The organism is Pseudonocardia ailaonensis (assembly GCF_039531635.1).
GTDB classification, from domain to species: domain Bacteria; phylum Actinomycetota; class Actinomycetes; order Mycobacteriales; family Pseudonocardiaceae; genus Pseudonocardia; species Pseudonocardia ailaonensis.
Map to the genome: position 1 here is coordinate 21829 of NZ_BAAAQK010000022.1, position 21703 is coordinate 43531.

Below are 21703 nucleotides of genomic sequence, written 5' to 3' on the forward strand. Positions count from 1 at the left end.
GGGATCGGAGTTCGCATGACGGAGACGCTCAGCCCGGGGACCGGGCTCGACGCGGAGCAGGAGGGCTACAAGCAGTCCCTCGGCCGGCGTCAGGTCCAGATGATCGCCATCGGCGGCGCGATCGGCACCGGGCTGTTCCTCGGGTCGGCGTCGCGCCTGCACAGCACGGGCCCGGCGCTCGTGCTCAGCTACGCGTTCGTCGGGATCATCGCCTACCTGCTGATGCGGGCGCTGGGCGAGCTGGTGTTGCACCGGCAGACCTCCGGCGCCTTCGTGTCATACATGCGCGAGTTCTTCGGCGAACGGGCCGCGTACATCACCGGTTGGATGTACTGGCTGAACTGGGCGCTGACCGGAATCGCCGAGCTGTCCGCGGTCGGCATCTACGTGAAGCACTGGCTGCCGGGGATGCCGAGCTGGCTCACGGTACTCATCGCCCTCGCCGTGGTCCTCGTGGTGAACCTGCTGTCCGCCAAGGCCTTCGGTGAGTTCGAGTTCTGGGCCTCGGTCCTCAAGGTCGGCGCGATCGTGCTGTTCCTGGTGGTCGGGCTCGTCGTCGTCATCGGGCAGTTCAACATCGGCGGGCACGAGGCCGGCTTCTCCAACCTGTGGTCCAACCCGGGTGGGTTCTGGCCCACCATGGACGGGTTCCACTGGTACGGCCCGATCCTCGTGATGTCCGGCGTCGTGTTCGCCTACGCCGCCATCGAGATGGTCGGCGTCGCGGCCGGCGAGATGGCCGACCCGAAGCGCGAGGTCCCCAAGGCCGTCAACGCCGTCGTCTTCCGGATCGGCGTCTTCTACGTCGGCTCGATCCTGCTGCTGGTCAGCATGCTGCCCACGAGCCAGTACACGAGCGGCACGAGCCCGTTCGTCAGCGTCTTCGGGGCGCTCGGGCTGAACTGGATGGGCGACGTCATCCAGGCGATCCTCATCGTCGCGGCCATGTCGAGCCTCAACTCGGGGCTCTACTCCACCGGGCGCGTGCTGCGCAGCCTCGGGATGAGCAAGCAGGCGCCGCCGTTCACGCTGAAGATGAGCGCGTCCGGGGTGCCGTGGGCCGGGATCGTCATGACGTCCGTGATCTACGTGCTCGGCGCCCTGCTCAACGCGGTCGACCCGGACGCGTTCGAGACCGCGCTGGAGGCCGCGTCCATCGGCGTGGTGTTCACCTGGGCGTCGATCTTCCTGTGCCAGATACGGCTCAGGCAGCTGAGCGACCGCGGGGTCGTCCCGGCCAGCACGTTCCGGATGCCGGGCAGCCCGTGGACCAGCTACGTCGGCCTCGGGTTCCTCGCGTTCGTGATCGCGGGCATGGCGGTGTCGGGCTGGCAGAGCTCCGAGGCGTTCTGGCACAAGACGGACTTCATCGTCGTCGTCATCGGGATCCCGATCATCGCCGTACTGCTGGCGATCGGCTGGATGATCGCGAAGCCCAAGGTGCTGGCGAACACGGGCGGCAAGATCGGCCCGGTCTGGACGCTCGAGGGCCACAACCCGGACGCGGCCAACTCCCCCGCCGAGAAGGACGACGCCTCGGGCATCACCTGACACGATGGGCGCCGTGGGAGGGTCCGTCGGCGAGTTCCTCGCAGCGCAGCCGCCCTTCAACGCGCTCGCGGAACCCGAGTGCGAGAAGGTGGCCGCGGCCGCCCGCGTCGTCGACTACCCCGCCGCCACCGAGGTGCTCGACGCCTTCACCGAGGCCGGGGACGACCTGTTCGTGGTGCTCACCGGCCAGGTCGAGCTCTGGACGCACGAGCCCGGGCCGACCGATCCCGAACCGGCGGCGGACGAGGTGATCGGGCGGGGCGCCTTGTTCGGGCAGTCGAGCGTGCTCAGCCGGACCACGGTCGGGCCGCGTGCGGTCACGCTCGGCCCGGCGCGGCTGATCCAGATCCCGCGCGCGGCGGTGGCGGAGGCGTTCGCCTCCCCCGCCGGCGTGCGGCTGCTGGCCGCGGACCTCTCGGCCTCGCGGCGCCGCGGTGTGCCCCCGCGGCTGCGCACCGTGGACGAGCTGGTGGTGTCCGCCCCGATCGTCGGCGACCCGGCGATGACGGTGCGAGACGCCGCACGGCTGATGACCGAGCGCGGCTGCCGGTACGTCGCCGTACCCCAGGACGGCCGGTTCGGCCTGGTCACCGACGCCGTGCTGCGCGAGCGCGTGCTCGCCGCGGGCCTGCCGGACACCACGCCGGTCGCGGAGGTCATGGTCCGCTGGGGGCCGACCGTACGCACCGGGACGCCGACCGGGGACGTGCTGCGCGAGCTCGCCGAGCAGCGCTTCGACTACATCCTGGTGACGGACGAGGCCGGCGCGCTCAAGGGCGCGGTGGACCCGCAGGACTTCCTCGCCACCCCGCCGGGCGCCGGCATCCTCCTGCGCGAGCAGGTCGCCCGGGCCACCCGGATCGACGAGGTCGTGGCGCTCGCCGCCGACATGCCCGTGCTGCTGGAGGACCTCGTGGCCCGGCGCCGCGACGCCACCGAGACCACCGCCGTCTACTCCGCGGTGGTCGACGCCGTGCAGCGGCGGCTGCTCACCCTGGTCCTCGCGCAGCACCCGGATCTCGACGAGTCCGAGGTGACCTGGCTCCTGCTGGGCAGCAACGCCCGGCGCGAGCCGACGCTGGGGTCGGACATCGACTCGGCCGTGGTGTTCGCCGAGTCCGTCACCGGCGCCCGGGCCGCCGCCTACCGCGCGGCGTTCGCCGAGGTCGCCGTCCAGCTCCGGCGGGCCGGCCTGCGGGTCGACGACCACGGCGCCACCCCGGCCGCGGCCCGGTTCAGCCGGACGCGCACGCAGTGGCGCGCCGCGGCCCGGCAGTGGCTGCGCAGCCCGCTCGACGACCAGGGCATGCTCATGGCCTCCCTCATGATCGACGGCCGCCCGGTCCAGGGCGACCCCCGCACCCCCGCGGTGCGCGAGGTGTTCGCCGACGTCCGGGACCATCCGGGCACGATGAAGCTGCTGGTCCGCGAGTCGTTGTCGCACCGGGCCCAGCTGCGGTCGGTGCGGGACGTCCTCGCCGGGCGGGGCGGCACGTTCGACCTCAAGACGCACGCCCTGCGGCCCGTCGTGGAGATCGCCCGCTGGGCCGCCCTCGCCGTGCGTGCCCCGGAGCTGTCGACCCGGGCCCGGCTCGCCGCGGCCTCCGGCTCGATGCTGCTCTCCACCGAGCACGCCGCGACCCTCGCCGAGGTCTTCGAGGTGCTGCAGCAGATCCGGTTGCGCCAGCAGCTCGCCCAGCGCGAGCGCGGCGAGACGGTGACCGACCTCGTGTGGATGCGCCGGCTCCCCCGGCTGGACCGCACCGTCGTGGCGCAGAGCGTCCGGGAGATCTCGACGGTGCAGAAGCGGCTGGCCAACCTGCTGGAGTACAGCGCGCCCGAGGAGTGGGAGGCGCCGCCGGCCCGGGGCGGCCGCGGACCGGGCGCTCACCCGGGCTGATCGACCCGCGCGCGTTCGGGCCCGGGGGCGGCGACACCCTGCCGGTGACCGAGTCCGTCGTGGACGAGGTCGTCCTCCCGCCGGTGCGGCCCTAGAGATAGCGCTCCCGCAGCAGGCGCTTGCTGGTCTTCCCGGTGTCCGTGAGCGGGACGTCGGCCTGCGCGAGCACCTCGATCCGGGAGGGCACCTTGTACGAGGCGGCCCGCTCCCGGACATGGGCGGTGAGCAGGTCCGCCAGGTCCGCGCGCGGCGCCCCGCGCGGGACGACCGCGGCGATCATGACCTCGTCGCCGTCGACCCCCGGCACCCCGACGACGAACGCCTGGTCCACCGCCGGATGGGCGCAGAGCAGCTCCTCGACCTCGACCGGCGCGATGTTGATGCCCTTCACCTTCAGCATCTCCTTGCGCCGCCCCACGATCCGCAGCCGGCCCTCGTCGTCGAGGGTGCCGAGGTCGCCGGTCCGCATCCAGCCACCCTCGCGGAACACCCCCGCGCCGAGCGCCGGATCGCCGAGGTAGCCGTCGATCACGCAGCCGCGCAGCTCGATCTCGCCGGTCCCGCCGGCCGACACCACCTCGCCGTCGTCACCGGTGATCCGGATCTCCTGGGTCGGCACCACGTGGCCGGCGGTCGCCAGCCGGACCTCGACGGGATCGTGGGCGTCGGACACCGTGGAGTGGCCGTAGGCCTCCGTCAGGCCGTAGACGCTGCACACCCCGTCGACCCCGAGCTCCTCGATCACCAGTCGCTTGTCCTCGGCCGTGAACCCGGTGCTCCCGGTGCGCAGGGCGGAGATGTCGTGCCGGCCGAAGGTGGGGGCGGCGAGCAGGATCCGGGTGGCCGCGGCCAGCGCGTAGTACACGGTGCAGCGCTCGCGGGCGAGGAACGCGAGCGAGCCGTCCCCGGTCACCCGCTCCTCCACGCACAGGGTCGCGCCGTGGGTCATCGCCACCGGCATCGCGTTCGAGCAGCCGTAGGCGAAGAAGAACGGCGCGGCGATCCAGAGCCGGTCCCCGGGCACCAGGTGCATGCGCCGGCCGATCTCGTAGGTGTTGCGCATCAGCTTGCCGTGCGCGATCGGGACGGGTTTCGGCTTCGCCGTCGACCCGCTGGTGAACAGCACGTACGCGAGGTCCTCGGGACCCACCCCGGGCAGCGGCACCGCACCGTCCGCCGTCGCCGGCAGCGTGTCCCCACGTGGCCAGACGAGCGCACCCGGGCGCTGTGCGGTGCCCGGGAAGCGCTCGGGCATCCCCGCCGCGGCGAGCTCGGCGAGGGTGTCGCGACCGAACACGGACTCCTCGGTGACGACGAGCCGCACGCCGGCCTCGTCGAGCACGTGGGCGATCTCGGGGGCCCGGTACCAGGTGTTGATCGGGACGACGGTGAGCCCCGCCCGGTGCGCCGCGAGCGTGGCGACGATCCAGCGCAGGCCGTTGGGCAGCAGGATCCCGAGGCGCTCGCCTGGCCGCAGCCCGGCCCCGGCCAGGACCTGCGCGAACCGCTCCGCCCGGTCCGCCAGCGCGGCCCAGGTGACCCGGCCCTCCGGGGCCACGACCGCCTCGGCGTCCGGGGTGCGGGCCACCAGGTCGTCGAGCACCTCGAGGAAGGTGAGTCCGGGTGGGCCCGGGGTGGCTCCGGTCTCCGTCCGATCGGGCGCTGCCGTCACTCGACACCTCGCTCACGTCGCCGTTGAGTCGGTCCCGAGTTTGTATATCTTCTGCGAAACCCGCAAGGGCCTCAGGAACCGGGACCGCGGCCCGCCCAGGTCCAGGCGTACGCCGGGTCCTCGCACGCGGTGCCGCCCTCGCCGACCTCCAGCGGACGGAAGGTGTCGACCATGACGGCGAGCTCGTCGAAGAACTCGGCGCCCAGCGAGCGCTCGATCGCGGCGGGCTGCGGGCCGTGGCTGTGCCCGCCGGGGTGCAGGCTGACCGAGCCCTGCTCGATGCCGGATCCCCGGCGCGCCTCGTAGTTCCCGCCGCAGTAGAACATCACCTCGTCGGAGTCCACATTGGAGTGGTAGTACGGCACCGGGATCGACAGCGGGTGGTAGTCCACCTTGCGCGGTACGAAGTTGCAGATCACGAAGCCCGTGCCCGCGAACACCTGGTGTGCCGGCGGCGGCTGGTGCACGCGGCCGGTGATCGGCTCGAAGTCCGCCACGTTGAAGGTGTACGGGTAGAGACAGCCGTCCCAGCCGACCACGTCGAAGGGATGGGTCGGGTAGACGTAGCGGGTGCCCACGACGCCGCGGGAACCGCGGTGCTTCACGAGCACCTCGACGTCGCTCCCCTCCAGGACGAGCGGCTCGTCGGGCCCGTGGAGGTCCCGCTCGCAGTAGGGCGCGTGCTCGAGGAGCTGGCCGAACCGCGAGAGGTAGCGCGTGGGCGGGGCGATGTGCGAGCTCGCCTCGATCACGTAGAGCCGCACCGGTTCCGGGCCCGTCGGGATCCAGCGGTGGGTGGTGGAGCGAGGCAGGACCACGTAGTCGCCCTGCACCGCGGTCAGGGTGCCGAACACGGTCTCGACGGTCGCGGTGCCGGACTCGACGTACACGCACTCGTCACCCACCGCGTTGCGGTACAGCGACGACGTCTCCCCCGCCGCGACGTAGGAGATCCGCACGTCGGCGTTGCCGAGCAGCAGCCGGCGGCCGGTCACCGGGTCCACGGCCTTCCAGTCCTCGGCGGTCAGCTCGTGGAGCCGGAGGTGCCGCGGGAGCAGGGGCAGGTTCTCGGTGGTGCGCAGGTCCGAGAACTCCCACACGCTCGCGTCGACGATCGCCGACGGCACCCCCGAGTGGTAGAGCAGCGAGGAGTCCGAGCTGAAGCCCTCCTCGCCCATCAGCTCCTCGCGGTACAGGCCGCCCGACGGGGTGCGGTGCTGGGTGTGCCGCTTGGGCGGGACGCTACCGGCTCGCCTGTAGTACGCCATGGCGCTCCTCCTCGGGTCCGCAGCGGTGGCCGACGGCGCGGGTGGATGCCGCGCCGGGGTCCGGTCGAGGGCGACCTCGGCGAGGGGCTCGTCCCGTTCGCGGCACGCTGCTCACGAGGGCGATCGTAGGACTAGACCGCCCGATGGGCGCCGGAGACGACCGGGGCGAGCCAGATCCCGGTGATCGCGTCGACCAGCCCCGCGGCCGCGGCGTCCCAGGTCGGACGGGGCGTGGGCGCGCCGTCGGCCAGAGCGCGCTCGCGCTCGGCGGTCATGTGCACCATCAGCTGACGGATCATGTCCCCGCGCTCGGCGAGGACGGGCACGGCCAGGTCCGGGAGGCACGCGTGCAGGCCGCCGAGGGCGGCCAGCAGCGAGCGCGAGCCCGCCATCTCCTCGGAGACCACCGCCCGTAGTGCCGGGTCCGTCATGACCTGGGCGGCGAAGCGGGCGAACCAGGTGGGGCTGCCGAGCGCCTCGAGGTGCCGGGTCATGGGTAGCACCAGGCAGGCGACCCAGTCCCGCACGTCCTGCGAGCCCTCCGCACGGGCGACGAGGACCGCGCGGCGGATCTCCACGTCCGCCCAGTGCCGCTGCAGGATCGCGCGGACCAGATCGGTCTTGCTGCCGAAGTGGTAGCCGACGGCCGCCGTGTTGCCCTGGCCGGCGGCCTCGCTGATCTGACGGTTCGAGACCGCGTACACGCCGCGCTCGGCCATCAGCCGCTCGGCCGTGACCAGGATGACCTCGCGGGTCGCGTCCGACCGGTCCTGTCGTCGCACACCACGAATTAAATCAGCTGAGTGACTTCTGCGGCCAGCCGTGCCAGGATCTCAATCACCTGATTGAAATCCTGGGAGTCTTCGTGTCCGCTCATGCCCCGGCCGTCCCGCGGCCCGGTCCGGTCGTGGCCGTGCTGGCCTTCGGCGGGATCGTCGTCTCGCTCATGCAGACGGTCGTCATCCCGCTCGTGCCCGCGCTGCCGGGCCTGCTCGACACCACCGCCTCGAACGCGAGCTGGGCGATCACCGCCACCCTGCTGGCCGCCGCCGTCGCGACGCCGACGATGGGGCGGCTCGGGGACATGTTCGGCAAGCGCCGGATGCTGCTGGTGAGCCTCGCCCTGCTGGTGGTCGGCTCCGTGGTGGTCGCCCTGAGCAGCACGCTCGTCCCGGTCGTGATCGGCCGCGCCCTGCAGGGTTTCGCCTCGGGCGTGATCCCGCTGGGGATCAGCATCATGCGCGACGAGCTGCCCACCGAGAAGCTGGCCTCGGCCACCGCGATGATGAGCGCCTCGCTCGGCGTCGGCGGGGCCCTCGGACTGCCGCTCGCCGCTCTGGTGGCGCAGGAGACGGACTGGCACGTCCTGTTCTGGGGTGCCGCCGGGCTCGGCCTGGTCGCGGCCGTGTTCGTGGTGCTGCTCGTGCCGGAGTCCGCCGAGCGCACGGGTGGGCGGATCGACGGCGTCGGCGTGCTCGGGCTGTCCGTCGCCCTGGTCGCGCTCCTGCTCGCGGTGTCGAAGGGCGCCGACTGGGGCTGGGGCAGCGGTCTCACGCTCGGGCTGTTCGTCGGCGCGGCGGCGGTCCTGCTCGCCTGGGGCCGCTGGGAGCTCAGCCGCAGCGCGCCGCTGGTCGACCTGCGCACGCTCGCCCGGGCACCCGTCCTGTTCACGAACATCGCCTCCGTGGTGTTCGGGTTCGCGATGTTCGCAATGTCGCTGGTGCTCCCCCAGCTCATGCAGCTGCCGGAGGCGACGGGCTTCGGGCTCGGACGGACCATGCTCACCGTCGGCCTGGTCATGGCCCCGAGCGGGCTGGTGATGATGGCGATGGCCCCGGTCTCCGCGCGGATCACCCGCGCCCGCGGCCCCAAGGTCACGCTGATGGTGGCGGCGGCGGTCGTGGCCGTCGGGTACGTCCTGACGATCCTGCTCATGGCCGAGATCTGGCACTTCGTGCTCGCCTCGGTCGTCATCGGCGCCGGGATCGGGCTCGGCTACGGCGCCATGCCGGCGCTGATCATGGGCGCGGTGCCGCGCTCCGAGACGGCCTCGGCGAACAGCCTCAACACCCTCATGCGCTCGATCGGCACCTCCGCGGCGAGCGCGATCGCCGGAGTCGTACTGGCGCACATGACGATGCGGCTCGGCGGGGTCGCGCTGCCCACCCAGGCCGGCTTCCGGACGGTCCTGGCGATCGGCGCCGGTGCCGCGGTGGTCGCGCTCGTGGTGGCCGCCTTCATCCCGGGCCGGCGCGCGCCGGCGGCCGCCGCACCCGTCGTGCCCGCGGAGCCGGGGCGGACGGACGCGGGGCAGTCGGTGCCGGCACGGTGACCATCACGGCGTACGACGCGGCCGGCGCCGCGGTCACGAGCACGCGGGCCGGGTCTCGCCGGGTGCCGTGACGGTCGTCGTCGCCGTTGCGGGGTCGGATCCCGTGGCGCGCACGGTCGTACCCGGGGCGCACGAGCCGGTGGACCTCGCCGCCTGCGATCTCCGGAGAGGGCTGGCCCGGCGGGGCTCCGGCGGCTAGGGTCCCGACTAGTCGTCAGGGAACTCACGCCGCAGTGCGGCGGCAGCTGGAGGTGGCCGGTGCGGGCCGTGGTGCTCTCGGGTGGGCTCACCCACGACTTCCCCGCGACGACCGGCTGCCTGGCCGAGCTGCTCGCCGGCGAGGGCCTGGACGTGGAGGTGCACACCGGCACCGAGGGCGTGGACTCCGCACTGAAGGCGCTGCCCGGCGCCGCGCTGCTCGTGGTGAACGCGTTGCGCTGGACCATGACCGGCGAGGCCACGCCCGAGCGGTACCGCGAGCAGGCGGCGGTCGAGGGCGCGAGCCCGTCGCCCGCGGCGCGGGACGCGCTGGCCGCGCACCTGGCCGCGGGCGGGAGCGTGCTCGGCATGCACACGGCGTCCATCTGCTTCGACGACTGGCCCGGCTGGGGCGATGTCCTGGGCGGGCAGTGGATCTGGGGATCGTCGAGCCATCCGCCGTTCGGGCCGCGCGTGGAGGTGGTCGTGACCGGCACCCACGAGCTGGTCGACGGCATCGACGACTTCGGGATCGTCGACGAGGTCTACAGCGAGCTGGACATGCGGCCCGGGACCGAGGGCCTGCTCCACGCCACGCCACCGGGTGTCGACCTGCCGGCGCAGCCCCTGCTGTGGGCCCGCGAGCACGGCGGCGGCCGGGTCGTCTACGACGCGCTGGGCCACCAGCCCGAGTCCTACGCGGTGCCGGGGCACCGTGAGATCGTCCGGCGGGCGATCCGCTGGACCACGAACGGCTAGCACCCGCCGCAGGCGGCAGGAGAACGGGAGATCGACGTGGCACGTGCCCTCGACGGGATGTCCGTGCTGGTCACCGGGGGTGGCTCCGGGATCGGTGAGGCCGTGGTGCACCGGCTGGCGAAGGCCGGGGCGCGGGTCGTGCTGTCCGGGCGACGCGCCGAGAAGGTTCGGGCGGTGGCCGACGCGGCCGGGCCGAACGCCCGCCCGTTCGTCGGCGACGTGACGAGCGCGGCCGACCGCGAGGCGATGGTCGCGGCGACCGTCGAGCACGGCGGCGGGATCGGCGCGATCGTCCACGGCGCGGGCAACATGTACCGCGGCAAGCTCGAGGAGCTGACCGAGGACGCGCTGCACGCCGTCTTCGCGTCCAACACGATCGGCCCGATGCTGCTCACCGGGCTCGCCCTGCCGCAGCTGCGCGAGTCCCGCGGCGCGGTGGTCTTCTTCGGCTCGGTCCACACCCAGCGCGCCTTCCCCGGCGCCTCCCCCTACGCCGCCACCAAGGGTGCGCTGGAGACGCTGACCGGGGTACTCGCCGCCGAGCTCGGACCGCAGGGCGTCCGCGTCGGGTGCATCCGGCCGGGTGGGGTGCTCACCGAGATCAACCAGCGCGCCGGGTTGTTCGACGACGCCACCGCCGCCGAGCGGATGGAGTCGCTCGGCCCGGCCCACGCCTTGGGTCGGCCCGGCACCACCGACGAGGTCGCGGAGGCGGTCGAGTACCTGGTCACGGCGGAGTGGGCGACCGGTGCGGTCCTGACCGTCGACGGCGGGCTCAGCCTGGGCGTCACGAACGCCTGAGCAGCTCCTCGGTCGCCTCCCAGAGCCGCTCCTCCCGTGCCCGGTCGTAGGCGACGGGCCGGTTGCGCCGCTCGTCGTCGATCAGCACGTAGCCGCCGTCGCGGAGATGGGCCCAGCGGGCGTCGAGGGCGACGGCGGCCAGCGCCGGGCCGGAGCGGTCCGGGTTCGAGACGCCCGGGATCGGCAGCCGCTGCACGACCTGCCCGATCCGTGCGACGGCGGCGCCGTGACCGCGGGCCAGGCCGGTCCCGGGCATGAACCCGGGCTCGAAGACCGCCACGGAGACCCCCTCCGGGGCGCGCCGCTGCAGCTCGTGGGCGTAGTAGAGGGCGGCGAGCTTCGAGGTCGCGTACGCCACGCCGGCCGCCTTCGCGGTCGGTGCCGTCCCGGGATCGGCCGGGCGGGCGAGCTCCAGCGGGTCCCGCCACTCGGCCGGCGGCACGCCCAGGATCCTGCGGATCCTGTTCTCCCAGTACGTTTCCGACCCGACGAGGACGATCCTCGCCGGCGGGGCGGAGCGTTCCAGGAGGTCCCCGATCAGCTGCGCGTGGGCGAGGTGGTTGACGGCGAAGGTGAGCTCGTGCCCGTCCGCGGACGCGGTGCGGGTGTCGGTGACCGTCACGCCCGCGTTGGCGACGAGTGCGCGCAGCGGGCGGAGCTCGCCCGCCGCCAGGACCTCGTCGATCCGCGCGGCCGCGGCCCGGACGTCGTCGAGCCGGGAGAGGTCGGCGCCGATCTCGCGCACGCCGGCTCCGGCCGCGCGCGCCTCGGCCGCGATCGCGGACAGCCCGGCGCCGGGGCGGCCCACCAGGAGCAGGTCGGGACGCTCGGCGGCGGGCCGACGGGCCATGGCCAGGGTGGCGGCGCGACCGAGGCCGCCCGTGGGCCCGGTGATCAGGACGGTTCCCCCGCCGGTGGTGTCGTTCATGTCCCCGAGCGTGCGCGCCGCGCGCCGCCCCAGGCAGCCGTCCCCCTGTCGTAGGACTGCCGGGGCCACCACAACCGGCACGGCGTGGCGCAGACTGGTTCTCGTGGACTGGGACTTCGGATCGGCCGTGCGCCGCTTCCGCGAGCGGGTCGCCCCGGAGACCGTGGGCGTGCCCGTCGGCGGGCGGCGGCGCGCCGTCGGCCTGCGCCGCGAGGAGCTCGCCGGGCTGACCGGGATCTCGGTCGACTACCTGACCCGGCTCGAGCAGGGGCGGGCCACCTCGCCGTCGGTGCAGGTCCTGGAGGCGCTCGCCCGCGCCCTGCGGCTCGGCGACGGTGACCGGGAGCTGCTGTTCCGGCTGGCCGGGCAGGCCCCGCCGGGCGCCGGTGTGGTGCCGACGAGGATCACCCCCAGCGTGCAGCGGCTCCTCGACCGGCTCTCGCACACGCCGGTCGCCGTGCACGACGCGGCGTGGAACCTCGTCGTCGCCAACGCGCCGTACGACGCGTTGATGGGCGGGGCCTCGGCGTGGCGCGGGATCGAGCGCAACGCCGTGTGGCGGCACGTCGTCGGGCCGGGCAACCGGACCGTCCACACGCCCGAGGAGCACGCCCGGTTCGTGTCCTTGCTGGTGGCGGACCTGCGGCTGACCGCGGCCCGCTACCCGGCTGACCGCGGCCTGGCCCGGCAGATCGCCGCCCTGCGGTCGCTGAGCCCGCGGTTCGTGGACCTCTGGGAGAGCGCCGACACCGCGTCCCCGCAGGACCAGGCGCGGCGCAAGATCGTCGACCATCCGGACGTCGGTCGGCTCGCCCTGGACTGCGACACCCTGATCGTCGCGAACGACGACCTGCGGATCACCGTCTACACCGCCGAGCCGGGCACGGCGGACGCCGAACGGCTGGAGCTCGCGATCGTACTGGGGACCCAGACCCTCAGCGGCTGAGCCGCTCCAAACCACTCAGCGGCTGAGCCGCTCCAAACCACTCAGCGGCTGAGCAGCTCGAAGCCACTCAGTGGCTGAGCCGCTCGAAGCCGCTCAGCGGGTGAGGACCGTCCAGATGCACAGCTGGTCGGCGTGCTCGGGCGGGTCGACCGTCCACGCGCCGCCGGCGTGGGCCTCGATGCTGCGCACGCACCGCGCGCAGTACCGCGGCCGGTCGCCGGGAACCCCCGGCACCTCTCCCTCGGCCACCATCGCCACCTGCGGGTTCTCCCGCCAGTAGTGCCCGCCGCTGCCGCAGAGGTGCCGGAAGACGGTCCGGTCCTCCTGCTCGTCGACCTCACCGACCGAGCCGTGTGAGCGGAGCAGGGCGGCGATCTCGGAGGCGTCCACGGTGGTGCCGACGAGATCGTCGATGCCGACCGTGGCCCCGCCGATCAGCTCGTCGATCACCTCGGCGACCGGCCGGCCCTCGGCGCCGACGTCGATCAGCTGGACGATCAGCGCCACCAGCCGGTCGTGGAGCTGGCGCCAGCGGGCGTGCTCCGCCTCGACGAGCGCCTGCACCTCCGGAGGTGCGCCCATCTTCCGGAGCTGCTCGGGCAGCGGATCGAGATGCAGCTCGCTCATCGCAGGGACCCGGTCATCGCAGGTAGGACGTCACGAGCTCGTCCGACGCCAGCAGCTCCGCCGAGTCCCGCGTCAGTTCGTTGCGCCCACCCCGCAGGATGTACGTCCGGTCGGACACCTTCAGCGCCGCCGACTGCTGCTCGACGATCAGGAAGGTCACCCCGGACTCCCGCAGCCGCCGGACCACGTCGAACAGGTCCCGCACGATCCGCGGGGCCAGGCCGAACGACAGCTCGTCGATCAGCAGCAGCCGCGGCCGGCTCATCAGCGCCCGGCCCAGCGCCAGCATCTGCTGCTGCCCGCCGGACAGCGACGACGCCGACTGGTCGAGCCGGTCGGCGAGCTCGGGAAAGATCTCCAGGACCTCGTCCCGGTCCTTGCGGGCCGCGCCGGCGGACACCTTCCGCGCCGACAGCCCGAGGTCCAGGTTCTCCCCCACCGTGAGGGTCTGGAAGATCCCGCGCCCCTCCGGCAGCTGGCACAGGCCCAGCCGGGCCCGCTTGTTCGGGGGCAGCCTGCCCAGGTCGGCGCCGTCGAAGACGATCTTCCCGGACCACAGCGGCAGGGTGCCCGACAGCAGGCGCATCAGCGAGGTCTTGCCGGTGCCGTTGGGCCCCAGCACCGTCACGATCTCGCCCTCGGCGACCTGCAGGGAGACCCCGTGCAGGACCTCCAGGCCGCCGTAGCCGGTGCGCGCGTCCTCAATCTCCAGCAGCAACTTCGGCTCCCAGGTAGGCCTCGACGACGACGGGATCGCGCAGCACCTCGCGCGGCGGCCCCGTGAGCAGGATCCGGCCGAAGTGCAGGACGGCGGCGGTCGGGCAGAGCCGGGTGATCAGCTCCAGGTCGTGCTCGATGATCATGACCGCGGCGCCCGGGTGCTCACCCAGCCACCCGTTCAGCCCCTCCACGAGGGTGTCGACGTCCTCGGCGCCCAGCCCGGCCGCCGGCTCGTCGAGCAGCACGAGGACCGGCTCGTTGAGCAGTGCCCGCGCCACCTCGACGATCTTCTGGCTGCCGATCGGGAACTGGTTCGCCGCCCGGTCCGGGTGCTCGCCGAGCCCGAACGTCTCCAGCAGGGCGCGGGCCTTCTCGCGCTGCTCCTGTTCGTCCCGGCGCGCGCCGGGCAGCCCGAACAGCTCGGCGATATGGCCCTGCCGGTGGTGGCGCCCGCCACCCACCATGACGTTCTCGACGGCCGTGAGGTTCGGGATCAGCCGCGGCGTCTGGAAGGTGCGGGACACGCCGAGCCGGGCGACCGCCGCCGGGCTGCGCCCCAGCACGTCCTGGCCCGCCACGCGGACCTCGCCGGAGTCCGGCTGCAGGTACCCGGACACGCAGTTCAGGCAGGTCGTCTTGCCGGCGCCGTTGGGGCCGATCAGCCCGGTGAAGCCCGGCCGGACCTCGAGCGTGACGTCCGTGAGGACGGAGTTGCCGCCGAACGCCTTGGTGACGCCCGCGAACTCCAGGACGGTGCCGAGCTCGGTCGTGGTCATCGTGCCCTCCGCAACCGTGCGCCCAGCCGGGAGTCCCGGACCGTGCGCCACAACGAGGTCAGCCCGCCCGGCAGCACCGCGATCACCACCATCAGCAGCACCCCGTACGCGATGGCCTGCTGGTCGCCCAGGTCCTGGAACAGCTCGATCAGCACCACCGCGAAGGCGGCGCCCACGAGCGGGCCCCACAGCGACCCGGCGCCGCCGACGAACACCATCACCAGCATCGGGACCAGCAGGTTCATCTGGAACATGGCCGGGAAGATGAAGGTCTGCAGCTGCGCGTAGAGGGTGCCGGCCACCGCCGCGATGAAGCCGGAGAGCCCGAAGGCCACCAGCCGATACCGCAGCGGGGACACCCCCAGCGAGCCGCTGAGCTGCCCGAGGTCCCGCACCGCCTGCAGGGTCCGCCCGAAACGCCCGATCAGCGCGCGCCGGACCAGGAAGAACATGATCGCGGCGACGACGAGGATCACGAAGTACGTCGAGGCGCTGCCGGTGATCCCGGGCAGCGTGAACACCTCGACGCTCATGCCGGCGCCGCCGCCGGTGATCGGGGCGGCGAAGGTGATCAGCTCGACGATCGCCATGCCCAGCGCCAGCGTGGCGATGGCGAGGAAGAAGCCGCGCAGCCGGATCGCCGGCGCGCCGATGACCACGGCGAGCAGGGCCGCGCCGATCCCGGCGAGCGGGATCGTGACGATGAACGGGATGCCGTGCGCGATCCCCACCGCGCTGCCGTAGGCGCCCACCGCGAACATGGCGGCGTGGGCCAGGCCGATCTGCCCGGACCAGCCGACGAGCAGGTTGAAGCCCAGTGTGGACACGGCGTAGACGAGCGTCAGCCCGACCACGAACACCAGGTAGGCGTTGGCCACGAAGGGCACCGCGAACAGCAGGACCAGCGCCGCGACCGCGACGATCCCCTTGCGCAGGGCCGATCCGCGCTGGGCGGCGCTGCTCGCTCCCGCGTTGGCGGAGATGCCCGCGCCGATCGCCGCGGTCCCCACGACGGGGGCCGCCGGTGGGACCGCCGTCTCCGTCGTCTCCGTCTCCCGGGTCGTCTCAGACATCGCGCAACCTCACGCTCCTCGTGAACCCGTCCGGCCGCAGCACCAGCACCAGGAACACCACCAGCAGCGCCACCGAGAACTGCGCCGCGGTGGAGAGGTAGGTGCCCACGAACTGCTGGATCAGCCCCAGCACCAGCCCGCCGACGAAGGTGCCGATCAGCGAGGTGAAGGCGCCCATGGTGGCCGCCACGAAGCCATAGATGATCAACGACGTCGGCGAGAGCGTGGAGACCAGCGCCGACTGGGCCTGCAGCATCACCGTCAGCGCCGCGATCAGCCCGCCGACGCCCCAGGCGATCGCCGACAGCCTTCCCGCGTCGACTCCGATCAGCCGCGCCGTCGCCCGGTTCTCCGCCACCGCCCGCATCTGCGCGCCGGTGCCGGTCCGGAAGAACAGCGTGATGGCGACGGCGCCGACCAGGCCGACGACGATCGTCACGATCTGCGGGACGCCGATCGACACGCCACCGCCGAGCTGCACCGACGCCCCGCTCCACGGCGCCGGGAAGCTCCGCGGGGCGTGCCCCCAGACCAGCCCGATCAGCGCGTTGAGCGCCAGGGAGAGGCCGATCGTCATCAGCAGCAGCGGGAAGTGCCCGTACTTGGACAGCCGGCGCATCAGGGCGACGTCGATCACGACGCCGATCACCACGCCGGCCACCAGCGTGACGAGCACGCAGAGCCAGAACGGGGCCCCGGTCCCCGACATGCTGATCCCGACGTAGGTCGCGACCAGCCCCATCTCCGCCATGGCGAAGTTGGGCACGTCGGCCGCCTTCATCACCACCACGATGGCCAGGCCGAGGAGGGCGAACCAGCTGCCCGCCTCGAGCCCGCTCACGATCGTCTGCAGCACGACCGGCTCTCCGTCCCCGTCATCGGCCCAGTCGGACCGGTCAGACCGGCGCGGTGAACGGCAGTGCGACCGTCCACTTCCCGCCGGTGTACTTCGCGATGCCCGCCTGGACGGCGCACGTGTGCCCGTCCGGCAGCGGACCGCACTCGATCGGCGGGATGGACCCGACGGCGATGGGGTTCGACTTCAGCCCCTCGGCGGTCTTGGTGAAGTTGGTGTACGACAGGTCGCTGCCCATCCGCTTGACCAGCTCCGCGAACGCCTTGACGAAGCTGTAGGTCTGGAGCGAGAAGCCGCTCTCGGCCTGCGGCAGCCCGCTCGCCTTGGCCAGCGTGCGCCAGTGCTCGACGTCCGGGTTGTTGGTGGACACGGTGTCGGCCTGCATGCCGGCGAGGAAGCCCTCGGCCGCGTCGCCCGCCGGGCCGACCGTCGACGTGCCGCCGGTGCCGGCGCCGCCCTGGTCGGCGAAGACCGGGCCGGTGAAGCCCTGTGCGCGCAGCTGCTTGAGGATCAGCGCGACGGACGTGTTGTCCTCGGCGAGCAGCACGGCGTCCGGCTTGGCCGCCACGACCTTGTTCACCGCCGAGCTGACCTCGGTGTTGCCGGCCTGCGTGGTCTCGTTGGCGACGACCTGCATGTCCGGGTGCTTCGGCAGCTGCGCGGCGAGCGCCGCCTTGGCCGAGACGCCGAGGTCGTTGTCCTGCTGGATCACGCCGAGACGCTTGGCACCCAGCTTGGCGAAGTAGTCGATCGCGACCTCGTCCTGGCTGGTCCGGGTCGCGCTGAGCAGGTAGACCTCGGACTGCTTCGGGTCGGCCGGCGAGATCGGGCCCCAGACCGGGGTCTTGTTCTGTGCGATGAACTGCCAGGTGCCGGGCAGGCCCTGGGAGCCCGCCGGCGCGACGATCGAGTAGACCTTCTCCTGCGACACCAGCCGCCGGACGTTGGTCACCACGCGGTCGGCGGTGTAGCCGTCGTCGAGCAGGATCGGGTTGAGCTTGCGACCACCGATCCCGCCGGCGTCGTTGATCTCCTTGACCGCGATCTGGATGCCGGCCTGGAGACCCTGGCCGGAGACGGCGGCGGTGCCGGTGAGCGGGAGCGTGGCACCGATCTTGATCTCGTCCTGGGTGACACCGGGGGGCGCTTCCGCGCTCCCCCCACCGGACGAGCCGGCCGAGACGTTGCCGCAGGCCGCCGCGAGCAGCGCCGTGAGCGCGGCCGCGGTGGCCAGCAGGGACTTGCGAACCATCGGGGAACCTCCGCGTCGAGGTCGTGCGGACCGGTGTGACGGCCGCAACTCTCGGGGGAATCTAGGGGCCGTGACGAGCGTCGTCAAGCATCTAACGACGAGTGGTGATCAGTACCCGGATCGGTACAGCGCATTAACGGCGCTAGGCGTCTGCCGACGCCGGTGGAGACGGAGCAGCATCCGACGGCTGCGGGAAGTGCGCCATCAGGGTCTGGGTCAGCCCGCCGTCGACCAGCAGGTGCTGGCCGCTGACGTAGGCGGCGTCCGTGGAGAGCAGGAAGGCCACCACGGTGCCGATGTCCTCGGGCCGTCCGATCCGCCCGACCGGGACGAGCGTGCGGCGTTTCTCGTGCAGCACCGGATCGGCGTAGACGGCCTCGGCCATCGCCGTGCGGATCATCCCCGGGCCGATCGCGTTGACCCGCACGCCGAGCGGACCCCACTCGACGGCGGCCTGCCGGGTGTACGCCACGAGCCCGGCCTTGCTCGCGGCGTACAGCCCACCGCCGAGCTGCGGGACGTCGGCCGCCATCGAGGCGATGTTGACGATCGCTCCGTTGCTCTCGGACAGCGACCGCAGGCAGCGGGCGGACAGGCCCGCCACCGCGCGCAGGTTGACGTCCAGGGTCGGATCCCGGTCGGGGAGGTCGGAGAGCGGAGCCCGCCGGATCACGCCCGCGTTGTTCACCAGCCCGTCGAGCCGCCCGGCGATCGCGAGCGTGCCCGCGAGGATCGCCTCGCCGTCCGTGACGACGTCGCCGGGCACCGCGGTGCCCCCGATCTCCTCGGCGGTGCGCTCCGCCGCGTCGGCGTCCAGATCGTTGACGGCGACGTGGACGCCCCGCCCGGCCAGCACCCGGCAGATGCCCGCCCCGATCCCGGCGCCGCCGCCGGTCACCAGCACGACGTTCTCCGCGCCACCGGTTCCCTTGCTGCTCATGCCTCCACCCCCACTCGGAAGCCGTCCCAGACGGCATCGATCGCGCGGCGCGGGGCCAGGGCGTCGCCCACCACCCGCACCGCCATACCCTTGTCCCGCAACGGTTCCACCAGCTCGTCGCGGGCCACGCCGTACCAGCTGCAGACCACCGCGTCCGCCGGCACGCACTCCTCGGCCCCGGACCAGCCGTGCCGCACCCGGACATGGTCGGTCCCGATGGCGACCACCGAGCGGTACTCGAGGATCTCCACCCCGGCCGCGCCGAGCCGGCGCAGCAGCGGCGGCCGGCTGAACGAGTCGATCTCGGCGCCGGCCGGCACCGGGGTGACGACCGTGACGGCGTGCCCGTCCGCGGCCAGCTTCTCGGCGGTGGTCAGGCTCTTCCAGTCCGCCTCGCCGCAGTCCAGCACCACCACCCGCGCCCCGGTGACACCGTGCTCGATCGCCGCCTGCACGGTCGTCACGTGCGGAAGGTCCGCGCCGGGCACGTCGGGCAGGCCGGGCCGGGAACCGGTCGCCACCACCACGACGTCCGGCTCCAGTGCGACGACGGTGTCGGCGTCTGCGGGTGTGCCCAGCCGGACCTCCACGCCCAGCCGCCGGATCTCGCGCTCCAGGTGCCGGGTGGAGTCCGCGAACTCGTCCCGGTACGGCATCGCGCTCGCCGCCGTCAGGACCTGGCCGCCGAGCACGTCGCCGGCCTCCAGCAGGGTGACCCGGTGCCCGCGCAGGGCCGCGGTCTCGGCCGCCTTGAGCCCTGCGGGCCCGCCGCCGACGACCACCACGTGCCGGGTCTCCCCGGCGGTCGTCCAGGCGTCGGCGCCCCACTGCTCCTCGAACCCGACGACGGGGTTGACCAGGCACGCCACGGTGACACCGCGGTGCGGGCCGCCACGGCAGCCGACGTTGCAGGAGATGCACGGCCGGATCTCCGCGGTCCGGCCCTCACGCGCCTTGTTCGGCAGCTCGGGATCGGCGATCAGGGGCCGGACCAGGGCGACCATGTCCGCGATGCCGTCCGCGAGCAGCTCCTCGGCCTTCCCGGGCGTGACGATCCGCGCCACCGCGATCACCGGCACACCGCCGGCGACCTCCCGGATCGCGCCGGCCAGGTGCACGAAGGGCGCCCGCGGGAAGCTCATGTCCGGGATCTGGCGGTCCATCGTGGCGTAGTTGGACTGGCTGACGCTCACGTAGTGCACGGGCGTGGCCGCGAGCAACCGGGCGACGATCTCCCGGCTCTCCTCGATCTCCAGGCCGCCGGGCACGAACTCCGCCCCGGACACCCGGATCCCGACCGGCACGTCCGGGCCCGCGACCTCGCGGACCGCGGCGAGGACCTCCAGTGGCAGCCGCATCCGGTTCTCCAGCGAGCCGCCGTAGGCGTCGGTGCGGGTGTTGCTGAACCGGGACAGGAAGGAGCACAGCAGGTACCCGTGCGCGAGGTAGACCTCCAGGCCGTCGAAACCCGCGGTGAGGAACCGGCGGGCGGCGGACCGGTAGGAGTCGACCAGCTCGGCGATGTCCGCCGTCGTCATCGCGTGCGGCACGACCCGGCTCGCCGGGTCGGGCACGGCCGACGGCGCCCACAGCTCGCGGTGCGACGGGAAGCCGCTCCCCTGCCGTCCCAGGTGCGAGAGCTGGCCGACGATCGCCGCGCCGTGCGCCTGCACGGCCTCCGCCACCATCGCGTACGCCGGGATGCACGCGTCGTCCCAGGTCTGGTTGATGCCGCCGAACGTGAGCCCGGTCGGATGCACCACGCCGGAGCCCTGGATCACCAGCCCGACCCCGCCGCGGGCCCGCTCGGCCAGGTAGTGGGCCTGCCGGCGGGTCAGGACGTGGTCGTGGGGATCGACGAACCGGCTGCCGTGCCCGGCGAACACGAGCCGGTTCCGCAGCTCCACCCGCCCCATCCGCAGGGGGGTGAAGAGCCGCGGGAACTCCGTCCCCGCCGTCACCACCGCGCGGGGCCGACGGCCGTGGCGTCGAGGCTCGCGACGCCGGGTCGCCCGATCAGCGCCAGGGTCCGGTCGATCTCGTCGTGCAGGATCTCCAGCATCCGGGTGACCCCCTCGGTGCCGCCCGCGGCGAGGCCGAAGACCCAGGGCCTGCCGACCAGACAGGCCTTGGCGCCCAACGCCAGTGCCTTCACCACGTCGCTCCCCCGCCGGATCCCGCCGTCGAGCAGCACGTCCGCCTCGCCACCGATCTCCGCGACCACCTCGGGCAGCACGTCGAGGGCGGCCGGCACCGAGTCCGCCTGCCGCCCACCGTGGTTGGACACCGCCACCGCGCCGCAGCCGACCTCGACGGCGCGGCGGGCGTCCTCGGCCGTCATGACGCCCTTGAGCATCGCCGGCCCGCCCCAGCGTTCGAGCATCCACTCCAGGTCGGCCCAGGTGTGGGCGGGGTTGAGCAGGCCGTTCGTGTAGACCGCGAGCCCGGACGTGCCGCCGTGCGCGTTGGTGACCCCGGTGAAGTTCGCGAAGGTCGGCTTCGGGTGGGCGAGCAGCCCCGCCAGCCAGCGCGGGTGCCGTGCCAGGTCCCAGCCGGTGCGCGGGGTGGCCTGCGGCGGCACCGTGAGCCCGTTGCGCAGGTCCTTCTCGCGCGCGCCGACCACCGGCACGTCGACGGTCACGACCATCGCGCCGAAGCCGAGGTCCTTCGCGCGGTCGATGAGGGACTCGACGGTCCGGCGGTCGCCCCACGGGTAGAGCTGGAACCACTGCCGTTCCGGCACCGCGGCGGAGACGTCCTCGAACGACACGCTGGAACCCGAGCTCGTCACGGAGACGGTGCCGGCGGCCGCGGCCGCGCGGGCCGCGGCGAGCTCGCCCTCGTGGCGCACCATGCGCACGAGCCCGGTGGGCCCGAGCACGACCGGGAGCGCGAGCTCCCGGCCGAGCACGGTCACCGCCTGCGGCCGTGTCGACACGTCGACGAGCACCCGCTGCCGGAAGCTCAGCCGGCGGAAGGCGGCCGCGTTGTCCGCCAGGGTCACCTCGTCCTCGGCGCCGCCGTCGACGAAGTCGAACACCATGCGCGGCAGGCGTTTCCGCGCCCGGGTGCGCAGGTCGGCGACGGTGACGACCGAGCGCACC

The 21703-nt window shown here is 73.3% G+C and carries 19 protein-coding genes; 6 read left to right on the forward strand and 13 right to left on the reverse strand.

Annotated features, from left to right (window positions below; genetic code table 11):
* Window positions 1-15 precede the first annotated feature (15 nt).
* On the forward strand, window positions 16-1551 hold the full coding sequence (locus ABD324_RS26530) for an amino acid permease (RefSeq protein ID WP_344422745.1): 1536 nt from the start codon (window positions 16-18) through the stop codon (window positions 1549-1551).
* A 13-nt stretch (window positions 1552-1564) separates the two neighbouring features.
* Window positions 1565-3451, forward strand: coding sequence for a putative nucleotidyltransferase substrate binding domain-containing protein (locus ABD324_RS26535; RefSeq protein ID WP_344422747.1), 1887 nt, complete (start codon window positions 1565-1567; stop codon window positions 3449-3451).
* Window positions 3452-3542: 91 nt separating this feature from the next.
* On the opposite strand, the gene ABD324_RS26540 is transcribed toward ABD324_RS26535, so the two are convergent.
* The 3 genes from ABD324_RS26540 to ABD324_RS26550 form a co-directional block, all read right to left on the reverse strand.
* Entirely contained in the window at window positions 3543-5123 is a 1581-nt protein-coding gene (locus ABD324_RS26540) for a class I adenylate-forming enzyme family protein (RefSeq protein WP_344422750.1), read from the reverse strand.
* A gap of 71 nt (window positions 5124-5194) precedes the next feature.
* Complete coding sequence (locus tag ABD324_RS26545) at window positions 5195-6391, reverse strand: homogentisate 1,2-dioxygenase (protein ID WP_344422753.1); 1197 nt, start codon at window positions 6389-6391, stop codon at window positions 5195-5197.
* A 131-nt stretch (window positions 6392-6522) separates the two neighbouring features.
* Window positions 6523-7173 (reverse strand): TetR/AcrR family transcriptional regulator, encoded by a 651-nt coding sequence (locus ABD324_RS26550; protein WP_425565905.1) that lies wholly within the window; start codon window positions 7171-7173, stop codon window positions 6523-6525.
* 164 nt (window positions 7174-7337) lie between these two features.
* Between ABD324_RS26550 and ABD324_RS26555 the strand changes: the two genes are divergently transcribed.
* The 3 genes from ABD324_RS26555 (at window position 7338) to ABD324_RS26565 (ending at window position 10481) form a co-directional block, all read left to right on the forward strand.
* Entirely contained in the window at window positions 7338-8723 is a 1386-nt protein-coding gene (locus tag ABD324_RS26555) for an MFS transporter (protein WP_425565909.1), read from the forward strand.
* A gap of 258 nt (window positions 8724-8981) precedes the next feature.
* Window positions 8982-9680 carry a ThuA domain-containing protein gene (locus tag ABD324_RS26560; RefSeq protein ID WP_344422759.1) on the forward strand — a complete coding sequence of 233 codons (699 nt, stop codon included), beginning with the start codon at window positions 8982-8984 and terminating at the stop codon, window positions 9678-9680.
* Window positions 9681-9716: 36 nt separating this feature from the next.
* The gene (locus ABD324_RS26565; RefSeq protein WP_344422762.1) at window positions 9717-10481 is read left to right on the forward strand and encodes an SDR family NAD(P)-dependent oxidoreductase; all 765 of its coding nucleotides are present in this window, start codon (window positions 9717-9719) and stop codon (window positions 10479-10481) included.
* Here ABD324_RS26565 and ABD324_RS26570 read toward each other — a convergent pair.
* Window positions 10468-11409, reverse strand: a complete 942-nt coding sequence (locus tag ABD324_RS26570; RefSeq protein WP_344422765.1) for an SDR family NAD(P)-dependent oxidoreductase — start codon at window positions 11407-11409, stop codon at window positions 10468-10470. The two genes, ABD324_RS26565 and ABD324_RS26570, sit on opposite strands and share 14 nt — an antisense overlap.
* 103 nt (window positions 11410-11512) lie before the next feature.
* Between ABD324_RS26570 and ABD324_RS26575 the strand changes: the two genes are divergently transcribed.
* Window positions 11513-12355 carry a helix-turn-helix transcriptional regulator gene (locus tag ABD324_RS26575; RefSeq protein WP_344422768.1) on the forward strand — a complete coding sequence of 281 codons (843 nt, stop codon included), beginning with the start codon at window positions 11513-11515 and terminating at the stop codon, window positions 12353-12355.
* A gap of 93 nt (window positions 12356-12448) precedes the next feature.
* On the opposite strand, the gene ABD324_RS26580 is transcribed toward ABD324_RS26575, so the two are convergent.
* The 9 genes from ABD324_RS26580 to ABD324_RS26620 form a co-directional block, all read right to left on the reverse strand.
* Entirely contained in the window at window positions 12449-12982 is a 534-nt protein-coding gene (locus ABD324_RS26580; RefSeq protein WP_344422771.1) for a hypothetical protein, read from the reverse strand.
* A 13-nt stretch (window positions 12983-12995) separates the two neighbouring features.
* Complete coding sequence (locus ABD324_RS26585) at window positions 12996-13700, reverse strand: ABC transporter ATP-binding protein (RefSeq protein ID WP_344422774.1); 705 nt, start codon at window positions 13698-13700, stop codon at window positions 12996-12998.
* Entirely contained in the window at window positions 13684-14478 is a 795-nt protein-coding gene (locus ABD324_RS26590; RefSeq protein ID WP_344422777.1) for an ABC transporter ATP-binding protein, read from the reverse strand. Before ABD324_RS26590 ends, ABD324_RS26585 begins: the two co-directional genes overlap by 17 nt.
* Window positions 14475-15551, reverse strand: coding sequence for a branched-chain amino acid ABC transporter permease (locus ABD324_RS26595; RefSeq protein ID WP_344422780.1), 1077 nt, complete (start codon window positions 15549-15551; stop codon window positions 14475-14477). Before ABD324_RS26595 ends, ABD324_RS26590 begins: the two co-directional genes overlap by 4 nt.
* Window positions 15544-16407, reverse strand: a complete 864-nt coding sequence (locus tag ABD324_RS26600; protein ID WP_344422783.1) for a branched-chain amino acid ABC transporter permease — start codon at window positions 16405-16407, stop codon at window positions 15544-15546. The genes ABD324_RS26595 and ABD324_RS26600 overlap by 8 nt, the downstream gene beginning before the upstream one ends.
* 40 nt (window positions 16408-16447) lie before the next feature.
* The gene (locus ABD324_RS26605) at window positions 16448-17659 is read right to left on the reverse strand and encodes an ABC transporter substrate-binding protein (RefSeq protein WP_344422786.1); all 1212 of its coding nucleotides are present in this window, start codon (window positions 17657-17659) and stop codon (window positions 16448-16450) included.
* A 142-nt stretch (window positions 17660-17801) separates the two neighbouring features.
* Window positions 17802-18599, reverse strand: coding sequence for an SDR family NAD(P)-dependent oxidoreductase (locus ABD324_RS26610; RefSeq protein ID WP_344422790.1), 798 nt, complete (start codon window positions 18597-18599; stop codon window positions 17802-17804).
* On the reverse strand, window positions 18596-20560 hold the full coding sequence (locus ABD324_RS26615) for an oxidoreductase (RefSeq protein ID WP_344422792.1): 1965 nt from the start codon (window positions 20558-20560) through the stop codon (window positions 18596-18598). Before ABD324_RS26615 ends, ABD324_RS26610 begins: the two co-directional genes overlap by 4 nt.
* A complete protein-coding gene (locus tag ABD324_RS26620) occupies window positions 20557-21702 on the reverse strand; it encodes an alpha-hydroxy acid oxidase (protein WP_344422794.1) in 1146 nt (381 codons plus the stop codon). Before ABD324_RS26620 ends, ABD324_RS26615 begins: the two co-directional genes overlap by 4 nt.
* Window position 21703: the final 1 nt, after the last annotated feature.

What these genes read in the sequence shown, in the direction of transcription:
- ABD324_RS26530 (WP_344422745.1), top strand. Translation starts at nt 16, where the DNA reads ATGACGGAGACGCTCAGCCCGGGGACCGGGCTCGACGCGGAGCAGGAG.
- ABD324_RS26595 (WP_344422780.1), bottom strand. Translation starts at nt 15,551, where the DNA reads ATGTCTGAGACGACCCGGGAGACGGAGACGACGGAGACGGCGGTCCCA.
- ABD324_RS26555 (WP_425565909.1), top strand. Translation starts at nt 7,338, where the DNA reads ATGCAGACGGTCGTCATCCCGCTCGTGCCCGCGCTGCCGGGCCTGCTC.
- ABD324_RS26610 (WP_344422790.1), bottom strand. Translation starts at nt 18,599, where the DNA reads ATGAGCAGCAAGGGAACCGGTGGCGCGGAGAACGTCGTGCTGGTGACC.
- ABD324_RS26545 (WP_344422753.1), bottom strand. Translation starts at nt 6,391, where the DNA reads ATGGCGTACTACAGGCGAGCCGGTAGCGTCCCGCCCAAGCGGCACACC.
- ABD324_RS26580 (WP_344422771.1), bottom strand. Translation starts at nt 12,982, where the DNA reads ATGAGCGAGCTGCATCTCGATCCGCTGCCCGAGCAGCTCCGGAAGATG.
- ABD324_RS26570 (WP_344422765.1), bottom strand. Translation starts at nt 11,409, where the DNA reads ATGAACGACACCACCGGCGGGGGAACCGTCCTGATCACCGGGCCCACG.
- ABD324_RS26605 (WP_344422786.1), bottom strand. Translation starts at nt 17,659, where the DNA reads ATGGTTCGCAAGTCCCTGCTGGCCACCGCGGCCGCGCTCACGGCGCTG.
- ABD324_RS26590 (WP_344422777.1), bottom strand. Translation starts at nt 14,478, where the DNA reads ATGACCACGACCGAGCTCGGCACCGTCCTGGAGTTCGCGGGCGTCACC.